This window comes from Neobacillus niacini (assembly GCF_036961885.1).
Classification (GTDB): domain Bacteria; phylum Bacillota; class Bacilli; order Bacillales; family Cytobacillaceae; genus Neobacillus; species Neobacillus niacini_H.
Genome location: NZ_JBALNQ010000008.1, coordinates 179398 through 200293 on the forward strand (window position 1 = coordinate 179398; position 20896 = coordinate 200293).

Here is a 20896-nt window from a genome sequence, read left to right on the forward strand (position 1 = left end):
CACAATTTAGGAGGTGATGTTTTTTTACGACTGAGGGTTGCCGATTAGTGATTTTAGAAGATTAATAGAAAGTAAATCAGAGGAGGATTACGATGAAAAAGTGGAAATTTACTGGACGATTGCAATCATTTATGGAAAAGCCAGAACTGTTCTGGGATGAGAAGAAAGTGGAGTTTTCGGTGTTAGATTGTATTGATCGTATGGCAACAGCTAAGGGTGTTACACATATTGAGCCAAACTATCCAATGCATTTCAAGGAACACTCGGTACAAGAACTAAAAGCATATATCGAAAGTAAAGGTCTAGCTACTAGCGGTGTTGCGACAAGATTTGAAGATGAATTTATTGGTGGAGAGTTAACAAATCCTGATCCGAAAATTAGGGCTAAAGCATTAAACTTAATCCATGAAACGGTTGAAACATGTAAAGAGATGGGTGGAACGACTACTACCATTTGGTCGGCGTTTGATGGGTTTGATTATCCGTTCCAAGCTGATTATGGTAGATCATGGAGGATGATTGTTGATAGTATTGCAGATGTTGCTAAAGCGCATCCGGACATGAAGATAAGCATTGAATATAAACCGTATGAGCCAAGACAATTTTATTTCATTAATGATATTGGCACAACCTTATTAGCGATTGAAGATGCGAAATGTGACAATCTTGGTGTTACATTAGATTTTGCTCATATGATTATGAAAAAAGAAAATCCGGCCTATTCACTCGCATTAGCAGCGGAGAGAGGAAGATTGTTTGGTTTTCATTTAAATGACGGATACGGCAGCCATGATGACGGCTTGATGCTCGCTTCCGTAAATCTATTGCAAACGCTTGAATTTGTTTATTATATGCGAAAGTATAATTATGACGATGTCATTTTCTTTGACACCTTCCCGAAACGAGAAGATCCAGTAAAAGAGTTTGAAACCAATATTGAATTGTTTAATGGATTGTCTAATTTAATAGACAATATTGGAGAAGGAAAAATCAATGAAATTATTGCCAATAAAGATGCAATCGCCATCCAGCGGATTTTGGTTTCTGAAAATCTACTAAATACATCACTAGGTGCCCGTTCCATTTGAAATGAAACACCTAAAAAAACAAGGTAAGAGGAGAAACCCAATTTCCCTCTACCTTGAACAAAGTTAACCAATTCTATTATACCATACATTCTAGTTTATTTGGATAAAAATTACAGAAAAACCCAATTATAGATACGTTTCACTAATTGAATGGAGGAGATGGGTTGCATGAAAAAAATGAAGGTCATGATGATGGTAATGTTCTTTGGATTGGTAATGTTTTTAGTAGCCTGCAGCAGTGATGAGACGGGGGCTTCCGAAAAGGATTCTTCCAAAAAGGATCCGTCTTACACGCTGCGCTATGGGCATCAGCATACTGAAACAGAGCCTTATCATGCTGCGGCTCTAAAATGGGCAGAGCTAGTAGAAGAAAAAACAAAAGGCGATCTTAAGATTGAAGTATATCCAAACGGTCAATTGGGACCGGATGAGGATATGTTAGAGCAAATGCGTTCAGGCACAAACTTGGCTTCGTTATCCGATCCAGCTCGTCTTGGGGACTATGTTAACGAATTTCAAGTATTTTATGCACCCTATTTCCTAAGAACGTTAGATGAGATTAAAAAATTACAAGACTCTGAAGTAGTTGGTAAGTGGGAAAAGAAATTAGAAGATGAACACAAATTAAAAGTTCTTTCTTTTGGCTATGTTCAGGGCTACCGAAATGTATTTGCTAATAAAAAGGGAACATCACCTGAGGAATTCAAAGGTTTCGAGATTCGTACTGCTGGTTCCCCAATCTGGCAAGCTTCCATTAATTCGCTTGGAAGTACAGCTGTAAGTGTGCCATATGGAGAAGTATACAATGCACTTCAGTCCGGATTAGTAGATGGAGCTGAATTACCTTATGCAGCTGCTTATGATTTTAACATTAATGAGGTAGCGGATTATATTATGGAAACAAAACATATTTACCAAATGAATTTCCTTGTTATCAGTGCTCCATGGTTCAGTGATTTGCCAAAAGAGTATCAAGATATTTTAGTTGAAGAGGCAAATAATGCTGGTTTCGAGATTTCTGAAGAAATTGCTAAGAAAGAAAAGGAATATAAGCAAGGTTTAATTGATAAAGGAATGGAGATCATTCCTGCTGACAAAATGGACTTAAAAGCTTTTGAAAAGTCAGGAAGTAAAGTATACGATGACTTCAAGTTAAAAGAAGCAAGAGATGCAATTTTTAAAGAATTAGGTAAGTAATAATCTGAAAAAAGACGGGTGTAACTCTATGAAACGTATGTATAAATTGTTAGGCAATATTGAGCAAGTATTTTGTGGTATATTGCTTGCTATTATTGTATCTATACTATTTATTGCCGTAGTATTGAGAACTATTGGTCATCCTGTCAGTTGGGGATATGATATTGCCTTACTAGCGTCTGCATGGTTAGTTTTTATTGGAGCTGACGTGGCTTTTCGCAAGGGAGAGTTTGTTGATGTAGACGTTGCTTTCAATCTCTTGCATAAGAATATACAAAAAACATTTCAAACCATTAGCTTCTTACTCATATTGGGTTTTCTTATCGCAATGACTTACTATGGAACCCATTTGTCCATTACGACGTGGAATCGTTCATTCTCAGGAATTCCTTTTCTAAGTTTCACCTGGGCGACATTAAGTATTCCGGTATCAGCACTATGCATGACCATCACCTTACTTTATAGAACGTTTGTGGAAAAGAGTATTGAAGGTACAAATCAGACTTTACTTTAGGTTTTATCAGAGGAAGAACAGTACTGTTCTTTGAAGAAAGGGGGTTTATAGATGGTACTTGTCGTTATTCTGCTTTTTATTTTCTTGATTATAAGAATGCCAGTTGGCTTTGCGATTGGGATTTCAGGTGTTGCCTTCTTTCTTCAACATCCGGAGCTCCCGATTACAACCACTGTTCAGGTAGCTCTAAATCAGACTCAAAATTTAAACTTGCTAGCCATACCATTATTCATTTTCGTCGGAAGTTTAATGAACTTGTCGGGTATTACGAGTCGATTACTTTCTTTATCTATGTTATTAGTGGGACATATGAAGGGGGGACTCGCACAGGTTAGTGTGGTATTAGCTGCGCTTATGGGTGGAATTTCCGGTTCAGCAAATGCTGATATTGCCATGCTTTCTAGAATATTAGGACCTGATATGGAAAAGCAGGGATATCCTAAAGGATATACCGGTGCGATAATCGGTTATTCGTCAGTAGCGGTCGTTACGATTCCGCCAGGCATCAGCTTAATCCTATATGGGACCATTGGAAACGTTTCAATCGGAAGGCTATTTTCAGCTGGATTAATAGCTGGAATATATATGACTATATTTTTAATGATTTTGGTATGGATGACCTCTAAAGTTTATAATTTATCCCCGGCCCGTTCTAGTAGAGCAGGTTTAAAAGATATTTTACTATCTCTTAAAGAATCTATATGGGCGATCATGTTTCCTATTTTATTATTAGTAGGTATACGATTTGGACTATTTACAACAACTGAAATAGGGGCAATTGCATGTGCATATGTCCTACTAGTAGGCGTGTTTGTGTATAAGGAGATAAATTTCAAAACATTAATGAATGCCATAAATGAGACAGTCATTTCGATTGGCGTCATCATGTTCATGATAGCGATGTCTGCCATTTTCGGATATGGGATTCCAATCGATAAAGTTCCGCAAATGATAACAGAATTAATAACTGGAATTACGTCCAATAGTTTTATCGGATTAGCCATCATTGTTCTAATCCTTATCATATTTGGAATGTTTATGGATGGCTCTATTATCATCATTCTTTTGGCACCCATCTTAATTCCAATCACGAAAGAATTTGGTTATGATCCAGTGTTCTTCGGTATTGTTGTGACCATTATCGTCACGATAGGTATCTTAACACCACCCGTTGGAATTGGTATGTATACCCTTAAAACCATGCTTAACATGAACCTTAACCATTTCTTGAAAGCAAGCACACCCTTTTTCTTGTTAATCATAGCTTTCGTATTACTCATGACACTTTTTCCGGAGGTCGTTTTATTTCTTCCAGATATGTTATATGGATAACTAATACCTAAGTGAAATAAAAAGTTTCTTACTCAATGGTAAGGAACTTTTTTGTGTACCGGGGTATGCCGAAAGACCACTGAGATGATTCTCAGTGGTCTTTCTCTTACTTCTTATCCTTCAATAAGAAGTTATAGATATTGGCTTCGCCAGCTCCATAAAGTGGGTCTGATCCGACTTTACCAAAGTCAAGAGCGCTTTGTCTGATTGCTGCCGCTACTTGAGCAGGGGAGTATTCAGGATGTGCTGCTTTGATAACACCAGCTACTCCAGCAACTTTTGGTGCAGCCATCGATGTTCCGTGCAAATAAGAATATCCATGCCATTGTCCGTCACTAAATTGTGTGGTTGCATTTCCTCCTCCTACCGAATAAGAAGGATATGTGGATAGTGTACGATAGGTGAAATCGCGCTTATCTAAATAGTTGCCCTTTGGATTACTACGATATAAGGAATCATATAACGGACCATTATCGCCGCCAGGACCTGCAACGTCAATTGCATTTCCATAATTGGAGTAGAATGCGATACCGTTTGTTGTCCATTCATTAGAGGATGAAACTGTGATTACTCCAGGAATTTGAGCAGGAACGACACGGGATGGCCCCTTAATGTCTAATCCGTAAGTGTCCTTCCAATAGGCTTGCATATCATGTAAATTGTTTAGATCTTTGGAATCATTCCCTGAAGATACAACCACTGTAACGCCTTTTTGGATGGCATACTGAATTGCACGGTGATAGGCAACCATTGACGCGGAATCACCTTTTTCGCCTAAATTATTGGCCATCCAACGCCAGCCGCCGATGGACATATTGATAACTTCAACCCCATCATTGGCAGCAGCAACAATCGCATCGGTAATCCAGGATTGCTGGGCTCCCCCGGTAGCACCAAATACTCGATAGGCGCGGACTGTTAAATCAGGTCCAACTCCCTTAACTTTCCCATTTGCTGCAATTGATCCGGCGACATGTGTCCCGTGGCCATTTTCATCCCATGCATCTGTCGTTCCAGGTACAAAGGTTTTTGAACCGGCAAGGTCCGCATTCTCCTTTAAATCTGGATGGCTAAAGTCGATACCCGTATCAATTACTGCCACAACTGTATCCTCATTGCCGTCATTTAAATCATAAGAATCGCCATCGTGCGTTAAGCGCTGCATGTCCCATTGTCTGTCCCAATAGGAATCTGCATTTGGATCTAAAGTAACTTTCGCCCCATTAGGAGTTCCAGGTTCAAAATTTATATTATCATCCGGATCGGTTTCTAAGTATGCTTCTAGTTCTCTTCCAGCGGTTTGAATGTTGGTATCCTTTTGAACAGTTGAGAGAAAGGTTGGTTCTGAGGAGGCAACCTCAATAATCCCAATTTCGGGTATAACTCTTTCAATCGTTCCTCCCGCTTTCGAGATGGTTACTGAGAAATTACTAGGCAGCTTTCCTTTATAAGCTATGACATAGTGTTCCTGTTCCGGTGCAGCCTTTGTTTGATTCGATTGAACCCCAACAAGTAAAGAAAATGATAGAGCAGAACAAATAGATAGCATGGCTAGTTTCTTTTTTTTCATCCACAACTCTCCCTTATGTAATATAATGGTATTTCTAGAACATTTTCATTCTATTACACACTCCTCAATCTGGTTGTCGATTGGTGGATTTTAATTTCATAAAATTCTGACAAATTATTAGGACAGTGGGGACGGATTTGATGGCTTCTTCCTTGTTTACATGGAATTAGGAAGTGGGGTTCTATTGGGTAAGTAATACTGTTGTGTTAGAAATTAACTAATAATGTTGAATTATAATGAAAGTTTTACTGTGTCTATATTAAAGAGGAAAATACGTGGTAGAGGATCCTGGTGACAGGCACCATCCAAAGAACTTCCATAACGGGTGAAAAGTGGTTCTGTTTGAGCTGCCGGGAATATGCTCTGAATAGTTTCCAGCCGAAGAACAGGGGAATTCATCTAGCCAGTAGTGTCGCTAAGACCACGAAGACGGCGCTGCCATTGAACCATTAGAACCGCGTCCGATAGCACAATAAAAAAAGGCACATCCAGTGCCTTTCTTTAACTCATCAACTGCCTCGCTGCCCACCCTTTGTTTGATTGTAATTCTTCACAAAGAAAGACAATAATGCTTTTTTTTGAAACCCATAGCTTTAGCTATGGAGATACTCATATAACAGAATGAATCAAAAATAGAATCGCAAAAGCCACACCAGACCGCAAATGCCACTTCCGGTCCTTTCTTTGATAGCGAAATAGACCCGATATAGGAACTGGAAGTAGGACTAGCAAGGAAAGCAATCCACTTATATTATTAATATCAAATTTGAAGCCGTGCATAAAGACTGCTACCGTATGCAAGATAATAAAAGCAATAGCGATAATCGCTACGGGAGTATGCCATTTTCGGGCAAAGCGCAGCAAAGTGGACATCCATTTTTTAACCTTGCTATGACCTTTTAATATAGGAAGCTTAATAACACGAAGAAGCACATAATAAGCAAGTACAAAAAATAAGGCCATTCTTGCGTTGGAGCCTAATCCTTTAAAGGTATGTTCGAACTGCCTGCTGTGCAGAGTGGTTAATGAAAGCTGTAATAGTCCCTTGATTTCCCAAAGCATGAACGAAGCAGCAATAATCATTGCTATTATTACCCATATGCGTTCCTTTTTTGGTATCCAGCCTTGTTTTTGGACTTTGATTTCCCGTGTGTTCATTGATCTGTCCTCCTTTAAATAACAGTAGTGTATCCACTTTTATTATTGAAAACACGTTAGGATTGAAACATTCAAATTAAACCGTTTTTTCTAACTTATAAAGTCGAACCAAATTACGCGTGTCCTCTTCTTCATATTCTCTTATAAACTGCATAGGGGAGTTTTCAAGAATTCTGACTGAATAAATATTTGCCTTTTCAACAATAGAAATTATCTTATTTATCGCTAACTCATTAAGACAAAATTGGAGTAATCCATTCAAAATTTCAGAACCATATCCTTTTCCCCAATGTTTTTCAGAAAACCTATATCCAACTTCAAATTCTCCATTTTCACTTTTAGCTACCGCACAAGCACCGATTAATGTATGAGTTTCATCATTGATCTCTGAAATCGCCATGATTAATCTATCCGTATTATTTTCGTTATAACTGTTGATTATTTTACATAATTCGTTTGCATTTTCTGTCCTTGTTTTCCCTCTTCCAAGGATATATTTCATAACATTATTATTACTTTGCATTTCGTGGAAATCATCTAGGTCCTCTAATACAAATCTTCTTGTGTTTAGACGTTCAGTCTTAAAGTACATGATTTTTTCCAACTCCCTTTTTGGCGGTCTACTCAAGCTTTCCCGCATTGCCTCAAATGCCGATTCTAGATGCTTTTGCCTATCTTAATGATCATATCCACGATTTTATCCATTTCCTTGAACCTGACTAATCCATTTCCATGATCGGATGTTATGGTTTCAAGCCACCGTTTTTCTTGATCAGATAGGTTGCTTTTCAATTCTTCTATTTTGGTTAACAGTTCTTTTCTTCCCCATACTACAAACTCAAAGGAGTTTCCGCTTACATTCACTTCGATTTTTTTCATTAATAGACCGGAGGAATCTCTTACGGAACGAACTGTTGGTAATAGGATACTGTACGTTCCCTTTACTCGATTAATGGGATGGGACTTGAATATAAGTCGATAATTCGATAAATAGAGCTTTCCTCCAATCGCTTCCTGACTAGATGGAGTAAACTTCTTTTTCATCCCATAATCCTTAATGTTAATCATCAAATTCGCTTTACGTTCTAGGATGATCCTTTCTCCATCTAGCCACTCATCACGTTCTAACGACATGTAAACTCTCTCCTCCTAAGGCAACTGTAGCTATACCTGCAGACATTTTAGCCAAACTTTCTCTATGAATTTAATTATCTACCTTTATTTGTAAAGTCGCAACTTCGCAACTTCCCTGGGGTCAGACCCCCACTCAGCTAAAGTTTAACGCGGTAGTTTTACATATTGTTCACAGATAGTAGTCAAATGCTTAAAGGAGATAGGTAAAAAAATATAGAATATGTATATACATCTATTAATTTTCGCAGAGGTGAATCTAATGGTAGCAAACAGCATAGCTGGAGGCGCTGTAAGGCTTGCTTCAATAAGAGAGGTGGGAGTGTATGAATGTAGAAAAAAGTGAACGGAATCGAACGGTCGAATCTTCGATTAAAAAGGGAATATCGTTCGGTACGTGTTTGGCGATGATTATTTCATATACAGCATGGAAATCCATCCCATGGGCAATCTTCCATGGACTTTTGAGTTGGATTTATGTGATCTACTATTGGGCAAAATATCTATGAGCGGGATGCCGATATGTGTCCCGTATTTTTCTCTACATGTCTCCCAATGGTAAATAACAAAGCCCTTTTATATGATTCAAGTCATAGTACATGCCCAAGCTGTCAAGCACCAAGATAAAAAGAGTCTTTCAAGTATGCAAAAAAGCGCAGACCTTTTAACGGGCCTGCGTTTTTGATTGGAATCTCTTAGAAAGTCGAAGCAAAAGATCTTCATCACAGTCGATCTTTTCATTTCAAAAAATTGTTTAAGCTAATCGCTGATTTTATTCTTACACTATGATAGTTGTCCAATCCACCCTTGTCTTAAGGAATATATATACACAGTGAGAGTGTTAAATTAGATATTCTAATAGGTGGTGAAAAGATATGTGGGGCTCATGTGGTTACGGTGATGGTTATGGTTACGGCGGCGGTTATGGCGGCAGTAGCTTTGTATTAATCGTGGTATTATTCATTCTGTTGATTATTGTGCTTTCTAGTTTTTGTTAATGAAAACGAACCGGTAGGAGCTTGGACTTTGTTCAAAGCTCTTTTTAATAAGCATTGTTGGAGGTGTAATATATGGCTGATGGAATGGGAAACTCTTTTGCGTTAATCGTGGTATTGTTTATTCTTCTTATCATTGTCGGAACTTCTTTCATGGGCTTCTACTAAATTGTACAGGACAGTTTGGTTTTTATTCTGCCCTTTTGTTTTATAAACTTTAAGGAGGATTCATTAAATGCCTTTTTTGGGATTTGGTCGAAGAGACTTGTTTTTTCGTGACCGCTTTAGAAGAAGACGGTTTTTCCCCATTGTAATAGCAATCGAAATTGAGAGAAGAAGACGTTTTGAAATTGAGAGAAGAAGAAGACGCAGATTCTTTTGAGCAAATGATTAAACGGTATTTCCAGGAGCCTCTGCATCAAAGGAAGCTGGGCTTATTGAGCTATGAGGCAGGTTGAAAAAAAGCTTTACTTTCTTGTAACCTTCCGTATCTAAAGTACCTTTGAACCCGACAAGTTTTTCTCTAAACCCGAAGAATGATTTTCTTTGGGTTTACTACATAAAAATAATGTTGATCTCCCCCTCGCTTAAAATAGTACAAGAGTCATAAGGCTCCCTCCAATAGCATATTATTTGAATGTCGTAGTATTAACTTAGTAGTGAGGGGGGGATGTATGTGTCGTTTGATTGTCATCTTTTGAAGGGAGGACATGAATGAAAATCAAAGAATGATTAAACAATGCTATTACCACAGGTATGTTAAATGGGTGTATTCGTAATGGCCTTATTCCTTTGAGGTAAAACGTCCTAGCTTTGAACGACACTTGCAATGAACATCGTCCTAACCTACATTGGATGGAATGATGGTTAATAAAATGAAAACGCATTCAGCCCTAATTCATGATAGTAGAAATATATAATAGAAGAACTATTAAAGGGGGGAAGCACGGTTGAAAAAATTCCTAAGTGCAATACCATTATCATTACAACATTTGTTTGCAATGTTTGGTGCAACCGTTTTGGTGCCAGCACTCACGGGTCTTGATCCAGGAAGTGCACTTATTGCCAGCGGTGTAGGTACTTTGATTTTTCACCTTATTACACGCGGAAAGGTACCTACTTACCTAGGTTCATCTTTTGCGTTTATTGCTCCACTTGCGTTGTATGTAGGGAAGTTGAATTCACCGGGTCAAGCAGTTGCTGGTCTTATTAGCGTATCCGTTGTTTATGCGCTCGTATCACTTATCATTGCTACAGTCGGTTTTGATAAAGTGCGAAAAGCGATTCCGCCAGTCGTTGTCGGGCCGGTTGTCAGCATTATCGGGCTTTCCTTGGCGACAACGGCTGTCACCAATATGGCATCGGTAAGCTGGGATGCTGCCATCGTGAGCCTTCTTGCAGCCATTGTTGCGACACTAGCTGGCACTAAAGTGATCCGCCTATTCCCAATCATCATCGGACTTTTAGTCGGGTATATTTATTCTGCTGTACGCGGTTATGTGGAGTTTCAAACCATTGCGGATGCACCCGTTTTTGCGCTTCCGGATTTTGTGATGCCTGAGTTCACTTGGGCTGTCATCCTTGGCATGGCACCGATTGCACTTGTTACGATTATCGAAGACTTAGGTCATATGTTTGTATTAAACGAGATCACGGGGAAAGACGTTACAAAAAATCCTGGTTTCGGGCGTATTCTTGTGGGTAATGGTCTTGCCACCTTTATCTCCGGATTCCTCGGCGGACCGGCGCAAACCACATATGCTGAAAACCTCGGGGTTCTAGCCATCACACGCCAGTTTTCCAGTAGGATCATTCAAGGCGCTGCGGTTCTTTCGATTCTTCTTGGTTTGTTCGGGAAAGTTGGAGCAGTCATCCAATCCATACCAGTTGGGGTAATGGGCGGTATATGTATCTTATTGTTTGGTATGATTGCTGCAATGGGGATTCGTCACCTCATTGAGGAAAAAGTGAGTCTAGCTAATATGAAAAATTTGGTCATTGTTGCGATTATCTTCATCATCGGAATCGGATTAGCTCATAATGGTATTGCATACGCTACCATTGCCGGATTGCTCATCCATTGGCTTGTACCTAATTTTACGGGGTCTGACCCCCACTCAGCTAAAGATTTAACGCGGTAAACGGGCACAATGTTTAAAACCCTACTCCTTTATTGGAATAGGGTTATTTTTTTTAAAGGGGGCCCTCATTTATTTCACATATTATAATTTCTAATTTAGAAACGATGGAAAAGGTAGTATAATTAAACTATCCAACTAACTAATTCCCATTTTACTATGTTTAATAAATTTCTATGTGAGGGTGGTTTAATGACGAAAGGGTTTATAAATGAAGGGGATTTTAATTCAGAAGTCTACGACTATTTAAATGCTGTAGTTAAATTAGATGCTAATGGGAAGATCCTTTCTTATAACCAAGTATTTGTGAAGCAATTCGGTTTTAATGAACAAGATTTAGAAAATCCCTTTTTAGAAAATCTACTAAAAGATTCCTCGTTAAAGTTAAAGAAATGCTTTGAAAATGCCCTATCTGGAAAGACTCAGAAGTTTAACGCCACTGGTTTCCCAAAAGGCGGAAAACCAATAGAAGTTATGATCATACTTATTCCAATTAAAAATCAAGTGTCCAAATATGTTTATGTAATCCTACAAGAGATTTCCGAGGCTGTATTGGAAAAAGAAAAGCAATTAGTAGAAGAGATTCAATACTTGGCTCATTATGATTCTTTAACGAATCTACCCAATCGTAATAAGTTCATTAAAAAGTTAGAGCAACTAATAGACGAGCATGACAACAACGAAAATGGTTTTGCAGTTATGAAATTGGACATTGATGGTTTTAAATATGTTAACGATACACTCGGAAATGAAGTTGGAGATGAGCTGTTACGATTATTTTCTCATCGCATAAAAAAACCTTTATCATCAAAAGATATGCTTGCTCGCCTTGGCGGCGATGAATTTGTGGTATTAATTGAAAGCATAGAGTCGATTGGGGACCTGAAAATACTAGTAAATAAGATCATTGAGTGTATTAATGAACCATTTACTATAAACGGCTATCCATTATATATCACAGCAAGTATTGGTATTAGTACATACCCCGAAAACGGGTTAACAAGCTTGGAAATATTGAGAAATGCTAGTCTTGCATTACAGAAGTCAGAAAAAAAAGGAAAAAATAATTATTATTTTCTCTCACACTCTAGTAGTATTCAATCCTTTAAAAACTACAGTATTGCAAGGGACTTAAAAAAAGCAGTAGAGAATAAGGAAATGATTTTATATTTTCAACCCCGAGTGGACGCCAATTCTAATCAAATTATTAGTGCAGAAGCTCTTATCCGTTGGAATCATCCCGAATGGGGTCTGATTTCTCCAGCTGAATTCCTTACAATTGCTGAAGAGAATGGTTTAATTATGGAGATAGACGAGTGGGTTTTTAATGAGGTTTGTCATCGAATAAAAAACTGGAAAAACAGGAAAATACACTTTGTACCTATTTCAATTAATATTTCTGCTATTCATTTTATGAAGAAAGATTTGCATAGCAGGGTTACTAAGATTATTCGAGATGCAGGCATTCTTCCGCATGAGATTGAATTTGAAATTACAGAAAGTACGATATTAAATAATAATGATAATGTTAAACGATCCATTTACAAGTTAAAAGAGTTAGGAATAAGGATTGCGTTAGATGATTTTGGAAAAGGCTATTCTTCCCTATCCTACTTAACCCGATATCCATTTGATGTGATTAAAATTGATAAATCATTTATACGAAACATGCACGATAGTGATCGGGATATGCATCTAATAAAATCAATCATTTTTATGGCAAAGGGATTACAAATAAAAGTAGTAGCAGAAGGTGTAGAAACGATTCAACAATTAAAGATCCTTCAACAAGAACAATGTCATGAAATTCAGGGTTATTTATTTAGTCATCCTGTCCCCATTAATGAATTTGAAGCACTTTTACAGAGAAGAGTATTGCTACCCATTGATTCTGAACAAAAAGCGAAACAATGCAAGAGAAAACATTATCGCCTTAATTTCCCCTCTCCGCTTGAGGCTGACATGGAACTTGTATCCATTGCAGGACGAAGCACGGAATTAGGAGTGTCAAAGGTATTAATTGAAGATATCAGTATTGGTGGTCTACGATTTATCTCTAATCTGACGTTACCTACAAGAGGTGATGCAATCTATCGGTTTAAAACAGAACTCCTTGGGGAATCCATTACATTGAAGGGGATTATCGTTTGGAAAGAAGAAATAAATGAGGATTTACTGGAGTATGGTATTGAGTTTAGTATTGACGAAGAAGAGCAAGCTGCACTTTCTAAGCTTCTTAATTCTTTTATTTTGTTATTAAATAATAGTACAAGTTTGCCACCATATAGAAAAGTGAGTGTAGATAAATCTCAGTATTTTAAGTAGTATTATAGCTATTGCATTCTCCTAAATTGAGGTCATAATTTATCGACTTTTAAAAGGCAAACCTATTAAAAGATGGGGACGCAAAGACACAGATCTAAGGCATTATTGTTATGATGGCTGGTCTACCGAAGGGAGATAAACAATGGAGTTATTTTCTAAAAAAATCATAATCATCTCAATATTAATCATATTGTCTTCATTATTGGATTTCTTTGATACTACAATTATTCGCATTTTTAACATAGAGGATAAGGGGACATTTGAATTATTTGTAGATTTTATTAGCCCAATTTTAGAGGTTTTTTTAATGTTTTGGGCTTTGTTAACAGGTAGGAAGATTATCTATCAAATACGAGATGAAGAAGAACAATATAAACGTTTGGTTCAATTATCCCCAGACTCCATCATTATTCATAATAAAGGGAGAATACTCTATATTAATGAATCTGGAGCCAATTTATTTGGTTCACGTTCAACAAGTGAATTATTGAATCGAAACATAAGTGAATTTGTCCATCATGATTCTAAGGACCTTTTGAAAAAAATGGAGGAGCACTTAGATAAATTACCAGATAGTGAATGTAACGAGCAAATCAGAATAAAAAGAGTTGATGGAGCCTTAATTGACATAGAATTTAAATCGACTAAAATTGATTTCAAAGGACAATCCGCAAGAGAAATGATAGCTAGAGATATAACGATACAAAAGAGCGAAATTGAAAATGTAAAGCGATTAGCCTATCAAGATGCGTTGACGGGTTTACCAAATCGAAGAGCCTTCATGGATCAGCTCGTTCCATTGCTGAAAGCATCAGAAAAGAATCGTATGACGTTTGGTGTAATGTTCATTGACTTAGATGGGTTTAAGCATGTGAATGATTCTCTTGGTCATGAAGGAGGGGACATCCTCCTAAAACATGTTAGTGTTTACTTTGAAAAATGTGTAGCAGAAAAAGGTATGGTTGCAAGGTTAGCTGGAGATGAATTTATCGTTTTACTGCATAACGTAAATCATCATGAGTGTACAATGGTTGCAAAAAAAATGATTGAAAGTCTTAGTTCGCCTATTATTATATATGGAAAAAAAGTTCGAGTTACACCAAGCATTGGAATAGCCTTATATCCACAACACGGCCATGAAGCTACCGAGCTCATTCATAATGCTGACATGGCTATGTATCAGGCGAAACAACGAGGGAAAAATAATTATCAAATAGTGGGGTCAGACCCCCACTCGGCTAAAGTTTAACGCGGTAAACGATAACAAAGTTTAAAACCCTAGTTCTTTATTGGAATAGGGTTATTTTTTTTGCAATTTTCGGCATGGATTATTAAGAATGTTTTGAGTTTTTGTAAAACAATTGTATTTCAAGAAAAAGTATTCTTATTCTGTGCTATAACTTGAGTGACGTTGCTTGATTACGTTGGTTTGGTGAAGACGAAATACCTACCTAAATGTGAAAGGTGCTGTTTGATTTGTTACATTCCACCGTACAGGTAAGTGATTTTAGTTTAAATACAATGCCTTCCATGTTAAACCATCCATTCAACAGAATGAAGAAGGTAAAAAATATTATCTTATTAATTGGGGATGGGATGGGTTTTTCGTACACGACAGGTCTCCGTTATTTTAATCATGACTCGCGACTGGGGCTTATGAAGCCTACTTTATTTGATCACTATTTTGTGGGCACACAATCGACCTATTCATTGGACGCCAAAAGTAATATTACAGACTCGGCTGCAGCTGGTACCGCTTTAGCAACAGGGTACAAAACCTATAATGGTGCCCTTGGATTGAATAGTGAAAAGCAGGCAGTTCCGAGTATTTTAGAGTATGCCAAATTTCGTGGCAAATCTACTGGGCTAGTTGGAACAAGTCAAATCAATCATGCTACTCTTGCGGCGTTCGCTACACACCATGAATCCCGGGAAAACTATCATGAAATTGCTGATGATTATCTGGATGAACGAATCAATGGCGAGCACAAAATAGATGTGATGTTAGGGGGAGGAACCTCCTACTTCTCTAGGAATGACCGTAATCTTGTTGAAGAGTTTAGAAAAAATGGTTTTGGTTATGCTACAAATTCCATCGAACTTTTAGCAGATCGGAACGAGAAATTACTAGGCTTATTTGCACCAATCGAACTTCCTAAACACCTCGATCGCTATGCAACAACGGTACCTTCTCTTTCGCAAATGACCAAGGCTGCAATTAAACGCCTCCAGCAAAATCAAGATGGTTTCTTTCTTTTGGTAGAGGGAAGCCAAATTGATTGGGCAGGGCATGACAATGATATTGTGGGAGCCATGAGTGAGCTTAAAGACTTTGAGTCAGCCTTTCATGTGGCGATACAATTTGCATTAGAGCGTGATGATACCATCGTGATTGCAACAGCTGACCACTCCACTGGCGGAATGAGTATCGATCGAAATGATAATTATAAATGGAATCCAGCAGTGATCAGGTCCATCAAATCAACCCCCGCTGTGATTGCAGCAGATTTGCATAAAACAAAGGAATTATCAAGGATCACACGTCACATGCACCTTTCACTTCATCAAGAAGACTGGAAGACCATTCAAACAACATTAGAAATGGAAGTTGGGGATACCAAACAGGCTCTTATTAACATCATCAATCACTATTCCAGTACCGGCTGGACGACAAAAGGCCATACCGGTGAGGATGTCCCCATCTATGCATATGGATTAAATAAACATAAGTTTAGTGGAAGAATGGAAAATAGTGATATCGCCAAGCTGTTGTTTGAGATGATTGATTAACTTTTGGGGGTCAGACCCCCACTCGGCTAAAGTTTAACGCGGTGATGGTGGAGAGTGATGTGATGCTCTCTGCCTTTTTTTCTTTCTATTTCTTCATTTTATTTATCGAATTTGGGAGGAAAATGGAGGATGATGTTGAATAATGTATAGGCAGAGAAATTTGAAGAAGGAGAGGTGTTAAGTCCAGTTGTCGAGAAAACATCGTGTTTGGTTTCCGGGTGTCGTATATCATATTACAAGCCGTGGTAATCGTAGGGAAACAATTTTTTATGATGACTTTGATCGGGAGACTTATTTACAGTTTCTTGAAGAAGCTCGTTGTTATTTTCCTTTTTTTCTCCACTCTTATTGCCTCATGACCAATCATATTCATCTCCAAATTGAAACGATTAACCATCATCCCAAAGAAATGATGAAACTGATTAATTCAAGATATGCCATGTTTTTTAATAAGCGACACGACCTTGTCGGTCACGTCTTTCAAGGACGCTATGGTGCAGAAATTATTGATACCGCAAATTATTTTTTAGAAGTCAGCAGATATATTCATTTGAATCCTGTAGACGCAAAAATGGTGAGTTCTCCTAATGATTATCGCTGGAGCAGTTATCTTGCTTATATTTCAGATTCCGAAAATCCTCATATTACCACCACTAAGATATTATCCTATTTTCCAGAGCCGCAAAAAGAAAGTTACCGCAAATTTGTAGAAGGCCCGTTCGTGTTGCCTTCTTCAAAAATTCCCACTAGATATGAACTATTCAACCATTGATTCGCGGTGTCATCATTCGACTTATTTTATAATAGAAACTCTCCCTTTGCTAAAGCGATAGGGAGAGTTATCTAACTTTTTTTTGCTTAATTATTCCTACTATAATCGGGATTAACACACTTATTATTGTAATTGGTAGAAACCATACTCCAAAACTGATTCCCCAGCCTATTGCAATTGAAACTGATTCAAATAATAGTAATGTAAAGGTGATTAGACAAATATTTTTTAATAGATTTATCATTTTTCGGCTTATTAAGTAGAACTCTTTAGCATTCTCTTGATTTAATCGTTCTGGATAATTATGTGATTCTGGGAATTTTTCTAATACTTGCATTAAAACGGCAATAAATGCACCAATTATCGGCAATATTAGAAGTTCCATTTTTGAACCCCAACGATCAATTTCACCCAAAGGATTGTAATGAGCTGGTACTTTATCAGGAAGCCTATTCCAATTGTAGATTAAAAAGATAAACGAGCCTAAATAGAATGAATACCCCAGTATATCCCAGAGCCACTCACTCTTCGTTTTCGATATTTTAATCTTAGGTCTTTTCCAAGAGTTTGACATCCTCTGCAACTCCTTTACTATGCCCCTAACTAAAAAACTACCTTAAAATATATTTTTTTACATCAACAAACACAATTTTTTTAAATAACATAAAAGACATTTACAAATCTAGACGAGTAATTCCCGGATGTTTGATGGCATCACACTAAGTAATTCTTGTGCATATTTTTTTGGCGCCTTATGGGGATCTTGCATTATCCAACGTTTGGTCATATGAACGCAGGCATATGAGTGATATTCAATCGAAAATAGAAGAGAATCATCAAGGCTGATAACCTCTTTTCGTTCCCTTAATATCCGAGTATAGAGTTCTACATCATATGCAACAAGGTAGTCGATGAGATTATTTTGCCCCTCTTCTCTAAATATTTTTACATAAAAGGAACGTTTTTGTTCCATTACCTCGAGGATGGCACTGATGATTTCCCACCAGCTTGCCGTGGGAGAAGTGTTGACAATTCGGTCAGAATCCGTTTTGTAGATCCAAGTTACAAGTTCGTATTTATCTTTAAAGTGATAATAGAATGATTGACGGCTTGCGCCACAGGTATCTGTAATCCGTTGTACCGTGATTCGGTTAAATGGTATGGTTTTAAGCAAGTTTGTAAGTGTATCTGCAAAAATCTGCTTTGTGTTATCGTGAAGAGACATGGAATACCTCCAAATAATACTTTGCTTCCAGTTTAAGTTTACCATTTCAATTATCGGATAAATGGCATCATAAACGAACGTTTTTTGTCAGAATGACGATTGTGTAAAAATTTTATACAAGCAAACGTTTTTGTCCATATGTGAAAAAATTCACAAACTAGTATAATTAAATTGTAAATAGAGTAGTAATTAAAAATTAGCTCAACGAGGAGAGGAGAACTAAACCATGAATAAAAGTATGAAGGCCTATCTTGTAGAAGAGTTTGATAACAACGATACTAGTAAAATGCAAATCGCTACGATTGACGTCCCAACCATCCAGGAGGACGAGGTTCTAATACAAATTGCTGGAACTAGCTTTAATCCGGCTGACAGACAGGTTGCCGCTGGGGAGTACAAAGACTTTTTTTCTGTACCGATGCCTTACGTAATCGGAATGGATGGTTCAGGTGTAGTGGTTGAGATTGGTAACAAGGTAACGAACGTCCAGGTAAACGATCGTGTTTTCTCCTACCTTGGATATGCATATGGAGGCGGTGCAGGGGAATTTGCTGTCACGAAAGCCAGTAATGTAGCCCAAGCACCTAAGAACATTCCTCTTAGCGATGCAGCAACAGCAACTGGTGCCGCTTTGACTGCTTGGGAAACGCTTTTTGAGAACGGAAAGTTGGAGCCGGGTCAAAAGGTTATTGTCAATGGTGCCAGCGGCGGTGTAGGATCGTTTGTTGTACAGTTAGCAAAATGGAAAGGTGCTTATGTAATCGGCGTAGACGCTCCTGAACATCTTGATGCGGTAAAGATGTTAGGAGCCGATCAGGTTGTGAACTACAAAGTCGAAAAGGCAGAAGAAGTCGTCGAGGGTGAGGTCGACTTAATTATCAACTTTTCTAACGCACCAAATTCCCAAATTCAGGGTCAGATGAGCATTTTGAAAAAAGGCGGAATTGTTGTCAACGGAAACGCTGCAAGTGCACAAGATATGTTCCAAAAGACTGGCGGAAATCAGGCTTTTGCAGACGGAGTTGTTTTTGATGAACCAGAGGATACGAAGGATGATTTTGAATATATCGTTTTCGCCGTACATCCCGATTCGTCCGCTTTGACTCGTATTGCAGAGTTGATTGATGAAGGCATGATTAAGCCTTATATCACCAAACGCATTGACGTCAGCCAACTTCACGAAGTACACAACAGCTACCTCAAAGGGCAAAACGTTGGTAAAGTTGCAGTAATTGTAAACGATCAGATATAAATGATTTTGGGAATAGCCATTGGAGCCATGGGGTCGGTTCTGGTGGCTTTTTCATTGTAGAAAATGGGCTTATGAATTCCTAGAGTTAACCATCGCTAAAAACAGGTGAAAGGAACGATTCAAAGAAGTTCCAGTTCGGGATCCTGATTGCAAGTTAAACGTATGGATTATAAAAAGTTTTGTCTTCTCGCGTTTTACTTTGCAAAGTTAGAACCGCGTTTCGGGGTGACATCATTCGACGTATTTTATGATAGAAATGCCTTGTTTATCAGTGGTGGGTGTACTTTTAATTAATCGTTTAATTAGTATCAAAACGTGTCAATATGTGTAGGTTAGCCGTTTTTATACGTTAATATTGAAAATTGTTATCGAAGATTGAGACCTATCATCGACAGGAAATTTTCTAATAAACTGGTCTGAGTTCGTTTAATAAAAGGGTTTTGCTGACATTTAATCAAACGATTGATTCGTACATTTTCTGTCAATTAAACGCTTGATTGGATTTGCTGTTTTTGCTGGTGTGGAGGGGTTTGATTGACTTTAGCGAAGGGAAGTTTGTCGAGAGGCGGTTTTGTTTTAACGGGGAAAAAGTGGTTCAGACTTGCTGCCGAAAGATGCACAGGATAGGTTTTCAGCCAAAGAACAGGGGATTTCAACTAGCTAGTAGTGTCGCCAAGACCATGAAAACGGTTCTGTAAATGACCCATTAGAACCGCCCCCGATAGGACAATAAACAAAGGGCACATCCAGTGCCTTACTTAACGCGTCAACCGCCTTTTATACAGGTAACTTCAGAGCTACCAATGGTTTTGTTTAGGTCAGAAATCAATAAATCCAACTCTTTATCTTGAAGATGTTCTTTTAGTGCTTTGTTAGAACCAACAGGAATATCGTGTTTTTTAAATACTTCTTTTGTTTCGTCCCAACTATTTGCAATACCTGATACGGGCATTTCCATTGTGATAACCACTTAGACCACTCCATGAACATTATTGTTACTTTTAGTTTATCATGATTTATTATCCTCACAACAAGCAAAAAAGACCGCCGTAGCGATTTATCTTTACTATTCTATAGGTAGATCAACTTCACTCGAAAACTACATGTTGGGCAGTTGGATTCCACACCAGCTGCTTACATCGCATTGGCCATATTCATTATCACCCACAGCAACCACCGTTCCGTCCGATTTAAGCCCGACGGTATGGGCACAACCCGCCGCAATCGCCACTATATCGCGCCAAGCACTTACATTACATTGCCCATATTTATTCCAACCCACAGCCGCCACCGTTCCGTCCGATTTAAGGCCGATGGTATGATTACTACCCACCGCTATCGCCACAATACTGCGCCAGTCGCTTACATCGCATTGTTCATTTTTATTCAAACCCACAGCCTTCACGGTT

The 20896-nt window shown here is 38.1% G+C and carries 21 protein-coding genes, 1 pseudogene and 1 riboswitch; of the genes and pseudogenes, 14 read left to right on the top strand and 8 right to left on the bottom strand.

All coding sequences use genetic code 11. From position 1 onward, the window contains the following. Positions 1–92: 92 nt before the first annotated feature. The 4 genes from V7124_RS04475 (at position 93) to V7124_RS04490 (ending at position 4131) form a co-directional block, all read left to right on the top strand. Positions 93–1088 carry a sugar phosphate isomerase/epimerase family protein gene (locus V7124_RS04475; RefSeq protein ID WP_335486528.1) on the top strand — a complete coding sequence of 332 codons (996 nt, stop codon included), beginning with the start codon at positions 93–95 and terminating at the stop codon, positions 1086–1088. Between the two features lie 168 nt (positions 1089–1256). After that, positions 1257–2285 carry a C4-dicarboxylate TRAP transporter substrate-binding protein gene (locus V7124_RS04480; protein ID WP_335486530.1) on the top strand — a complete coding sequence of 343 codons (1029 nt, stop codon included), beginning with the start codon at positions 1257–1259 and terminating at the stop codon, positions 2283–2285. A gap of 28 nt (positions 2286–2313) precedes the next feature. Then, positions 2314–2799 (top strand): TRAP transporter small permease, encoded by a 486-nt coding sequence (locus tag V7124_RS04485; protein ID WP_335486533.1) that lies wholly within the window; start codon positions 2314–2316, stop codon positions 2797–2799. Between the two features lie 51 nt (positions 2800–2850). Then, positions 2851–4131 (top strand): TRAP transporter large permease, encoded by a 1281-nt coding sequence (locus tag V7124_RS04490; RefSeq protein ID WP_335486536.1) that lies wholly within the window; start codon positions 2851–2853, stop codon positions 4129–4131. A 106-nt stretch (positions 4132–4237) separates the two neighbouring features. On the opposite strand, the gene V7124_RS04495 is transcribed toward V7124_RS04490, so the two are convergent. The 4 genes from V7124_RS04495 to V7124_RS04510 all read right to left on the bottom strand — a co-directional run bounded on the left by V7124_RS04495 (position 4238) and on the right by V7124_RS04510 (position 7993). Continuing rightward, the gene (locus V7124_RS04495; protein WP_335486538.1) at positions 4238–5701 is read right to left on the bottom strand and encodes a S8 family peptidase; all 1464 of its coding nucleotides are present in this window, start codon (positions 5699–5701) and stop codon (positions 4238–4240) included. Between the two features lie 609 nt (positions 5702–6310). Beyond that, positions 6311–6859: a hypothetical protein gene (locus V7124_RS04500; protein ID WP_335486540.1), complete on the bottom strand. Its 549-nt coding sequence runs from the start codon at positions 6857–6859 to the stop codon at positions 6311–6313. A 76-nt stretch (positions 6860–6935) separates the two neighbouring features. After that, positions 6936–7499: a GNAT family N-acetyltransferase gene (locus V7124_RS04505; RefSeq protein WP_335486544.1), complete on the bottom strand. Its 564-nt coding sequence runs from the start codon at positions 7497–7499 to the stop codon at positions 6936–6938. 17 nt (positions 7500–7516) lie between these two features. Next, the gene (locus tag V7124_RS04510; protein ID WP_335486547.1) at positions 7517–7993 is read right to left on the bottom strand and encodes a GRAM domain-containing protein; all 477 of its coding nucleotides are present in this window, start codon (positions 7991–7993) and stop codon (positions 7517–7519) included. A 323-nt stretch (positions 7994–8316) separates the two neighbouring features. Here V7124_RS04510 and V7124_RS04515 point away from each other — a divergent pair, with 323 nt between their 5' ends. From V7124_RS04515 to V7124_RS04555, 9 genes are all read left to right on the top strand, one after another. Beyond that, positions 8317–8499, top strand: coding sequence for a hypothetical protein (locus tag V7124_RS04515; protein ID WP_335414416.1), 183 nt, complete (start codon positions 8317–8319; stop codon positions 8497–8499). A 366-nt stretch (positions 8500–8865) separates the two neighbouring features. After that, positions 8866–8988 carry a YjcZ family sporulation protein gene (locus V7124_RS04520; protein WP_335486549.1) on the top strand — a complete coding sequence of 41 codons (123 nt, stop codon included), beginning with the start codon at positions 8866–8868 and terminating at the stop codon, positions 8986–8988. Between the two features lie 84 nt (positions 8989–9072). Then, complete coding sequence (locus V7124_RS04525; protein ID WP_335486678.1) at positions 9073–9153, top strand: YjcZ family sporulation protein; 81 nt, start codon at positions 9073–9075, stop codon at positions 9151–9153. A 67-nt stretch (positions 9154–9220) separates the two neighbouring features. Further along, positions 9221–9367, top strand: coding sequence for a hypothetical protein (locus V7124_RS04530; protein WP_335486552.1), 147 nt, complete (start codon positions 9221–9223; stop codon positions 9365–9367). Positions 9368–9935: 568 nt separating this feature from the next. Next, complete coding sequence (locus V7124_RS04535; RefSeq protein WP_335486555.1) at positions 9936–11126, top strand: solute carrier family 23 protein; 1191 nt, start codon at positions 9936–9938, stop codon at positions 11124–11126. Positions 11127–11315: 189 nt separating this feature from the next. Next, positions 11316–13448 carry an EAL domain-containing protein gene (locus V7124_RS04540; protein ID WP_335486558.1) on the top strand — a complete coding sequence of 711 codons (2133 nt, stop codon included), beginning with the start codon at positions 11316–11318 and terminating at the stop codon, positions 13446–13448. A 45-nt stretch (positions 13449–13493) separates the two neighbouring features. Beyond that, positions 13494–13578: riboswitch (cyclic di-GMP riboswitch) on the top strand. Positions 13579–13590: 12 nt separating this feature from the next. Further along, entirely contained in the window at positions 13591–14697 is a 1107-nt protein-coding gene (locus V7124_RS04545) for a sensor domain-containing diguanylate cyclase (RefSeq protein ID WP_335486561.1), read from the top strand. Between the two features lie 305 nt (positions 14698–15002). Beyond that, complete coding sequence (locus tag V7124_RS04550; RefSeq protein ID WP_335486564.1) at positions 15003–16238, top strand: alkaline phosphatase; 1236 nt, start codon at positions 15003–15005, stop codon at positions 16236–16238. Positions 16239–16425: 187 nt separating this feature from the next. Further along, positions 16426–17010, top strand: a complete 585-nt coding sequence (locus V7124_RS04555; RefSeq protein ID WP_335414445.1) for a transposase — start codon at positions 16426–16428, stop codon at positions 17008–17010. 67 nt (positions 17011–17077) lie between these two features. Here the strand turns inward: V7124_RS04555 and V7124_RS04560 are convergent, their stop codons facing one another. Both V7124_RS04560 and V7124_RS04565 read right to left on the bottom strand, forming a co-directional pair. Continuing rightward, the gene (locus V7124_RS04560; protein WP_335414448.1) at positions 17078–17584 is read right to left on the bottom strand and encodes a DUF1648 domain-containing protein; all 507 of its coding nucleotides are present in this window, start codon (positions 17582–17584) and stop codon (positions 17078–17080) included. Between the two features lie 108 nt (positions 17585–17692). Next, a complete protein-coding gene (locus tag V7124_RS04565; RefSeq protein WP_335486567.1) occupies positions 17693–18280 on the bottom strand; it encodes a TetR/AcrR family transcriptional regulator C-terminal domain-containing protein in 588 nt (195 codons plus the stop codon). 181 nt (positions 18281–18461) lie between these two features. Between V7124_RS04565 and V7124_RS04570 the strand changes: the two genes are divergently transcribed. Next, positions 18462–19487 (top strand): NADP-dependent oxidoreductase, encoded by a 1026-nt coding sequence (locus V7124_RS04570; RefSeq protein WP_335414452.1) that lies wholly within the window; start codon positions 18462–18464, stop codon positions 19485–19487. Positions 19488–20253: 766 nt separating this feature from the next. Here the strand turns inward: V7124_RS04570 and V7124_RS04575 are convergent. Continuing rightward, positions 20254–20445, bottom strand: coding sequence for a hypothetical protein (locus V7124_RS04575; protein WP_335486570.1), 192 nt, complete (start codon positions 20443–20445; stop codon positions 20254–20256). 141 nt (positions 20446–20586) lie between these two features. After that, positions 20587–20896, bottom strand: a pseudogene (locus V7124_RS04580) (chromosome condensation regulator); the annotation flags it as partial.

What these genes read in the sequence shown, in the direction of transcription:
- V7124_RS04475 (WP_335486528.1), top strand. Translation starts at nt 93, where the DNA reads ATGAAAAAGTGGAAATTTACTGGACGATTGCAATCATTTATGGAAAAG.
- V7124_RS04480 (WP_335486530.1), top strand. Translation starts at nt 1,257, where the DNA reads ATGAAAAAAATGAAGGTCATGATGATGGTAATGTTCTTTGGATTGGTA.
- V7124_RS04485 (WP_335486533.1), top strand. Translation starts at nt 2,314, where the DNA reads ATGAAACGTATGTATAAATTGTTAGGCAATATTGAGCAAGTATTTTGT.
- V7124_RS04490 (WP_335486536.1), top strand. Translation starts at nt 2,851, where the DNA reads ATGGTACTTGTCGTTATTCTGCTTTTTATTTTCTTGATTATAAGAATG.
- V7124_RS04495 (WP_335486538.1), bottom strand. Translation starts at nt 5,701, where the DNA reads ATGAAAAAAAAGAAACTAGCCATGCTATCTATTTGTTCTGCTCTATCA.
- V7124_RS04500 (WP_335486540.1), bottom strand. Translation starts at nt 6,859, where the DNA reads ATGAACACACGGGAAATCAAAGTCCAAAAACAAGGCTGGATACCAAAA.
- V7124_RS04505 (WP_335486544.1), bottom strand. Translation starts at nt 7,499, where the DNA reads ATGCGGGAAAGCTTGAGTAGACCGCCAAAAAGGGAGTTGGAAAAAATC.
- V7124_RS04510 (WP_335486547.1), bottom strand. Translation starts at nt 7,993, where the DNA reads ATGTCGTTAGAACGTGATGAGTGGCTAGATGGAGAAAGGATCATCCTA.
- V7124_RS04515 (WP_335414416.1), top strand. Translation starts at nt 8,317, where the DNA reads ATGAATGTAGAAAAAAGTGAACGGAATCGAACGGTCGAATCTTCGATT.
- V7124_RS04520 (WP_335486549.1), top strand. Translation starts at nt 8,866, where the DNA reads ATGTGGGGCTCATGTGGTTACGGTGATGGTTATGGTTACGGCGGCGGT.
- V7124_RS04525 (WP_335486678.1), top strand. Translation starts at nt 9,073, where the DNA reads ATGGGAAACTCTTTTGCGTTAATCGTGGTATTGTTTATTCTTCTTATC.
- V7124_RS04530 (WP_335486552.1), top strand. Translation starts at nt 9,221, where the DNA reads ATGCCTTTTTTGGGATTTGGTCGAAGAGACTTGTTTTTTCGTGACCGC.
- V7124_RS04540 (WP_335486558.1), top strand. Translation starts at nt 11,316, where the DNA reads ATGACGAAAGGGTTTATAAATGAAGGGGATTTTAATTCAGAAGTCTAC.
- V7124_RS04545 (WP_335486561.1), top strand. Translation starts at nt 13,591, where the DNA reads ATGGAGTTATTTTCTAAAAAAATCATAATCATCTCAATATTAATCATA.
- V7124_RS04550 (WP_335486564.1), top strand. Translation starts at nt 15,003, where the DNA reads ATGAAGAAGGTAAAAAATATTATCTTATTAATTGGGGATGGGATGGGT.
- V7124_RS04560 (WP_335414448.1), bottom strand. Translation starts at nt 17,584, where the DNA reads ATGTCAAACTCTTGGAAAAGACCTAAGATTAAAATATCGAAAACGAAG.
- V7124_RS04565 (WP_335486567.1), bottom strand. Translation starts at nt 18,280, where the DNA reads ATGGTAAACTTAAACTGGAAGCAAAGTATTATTTGGAGGTATTCCATG.
- V7124_RS04570 (WP_335414452.1), top strand. Translation starts at nt 18,462, where the DNA reads ATGAATAAAAGTATGAAGGCCTATCTTGTAGAAGAGTTTGATAACAAC.
- V7124_RS04575 (WP_335486570.1), bottom strand. Translation starts at nt 20,445, where the DNA reads ATGGAAATGCCCGTATCAGGTATTGCAAATAGTTGGGACGAAACAAAA.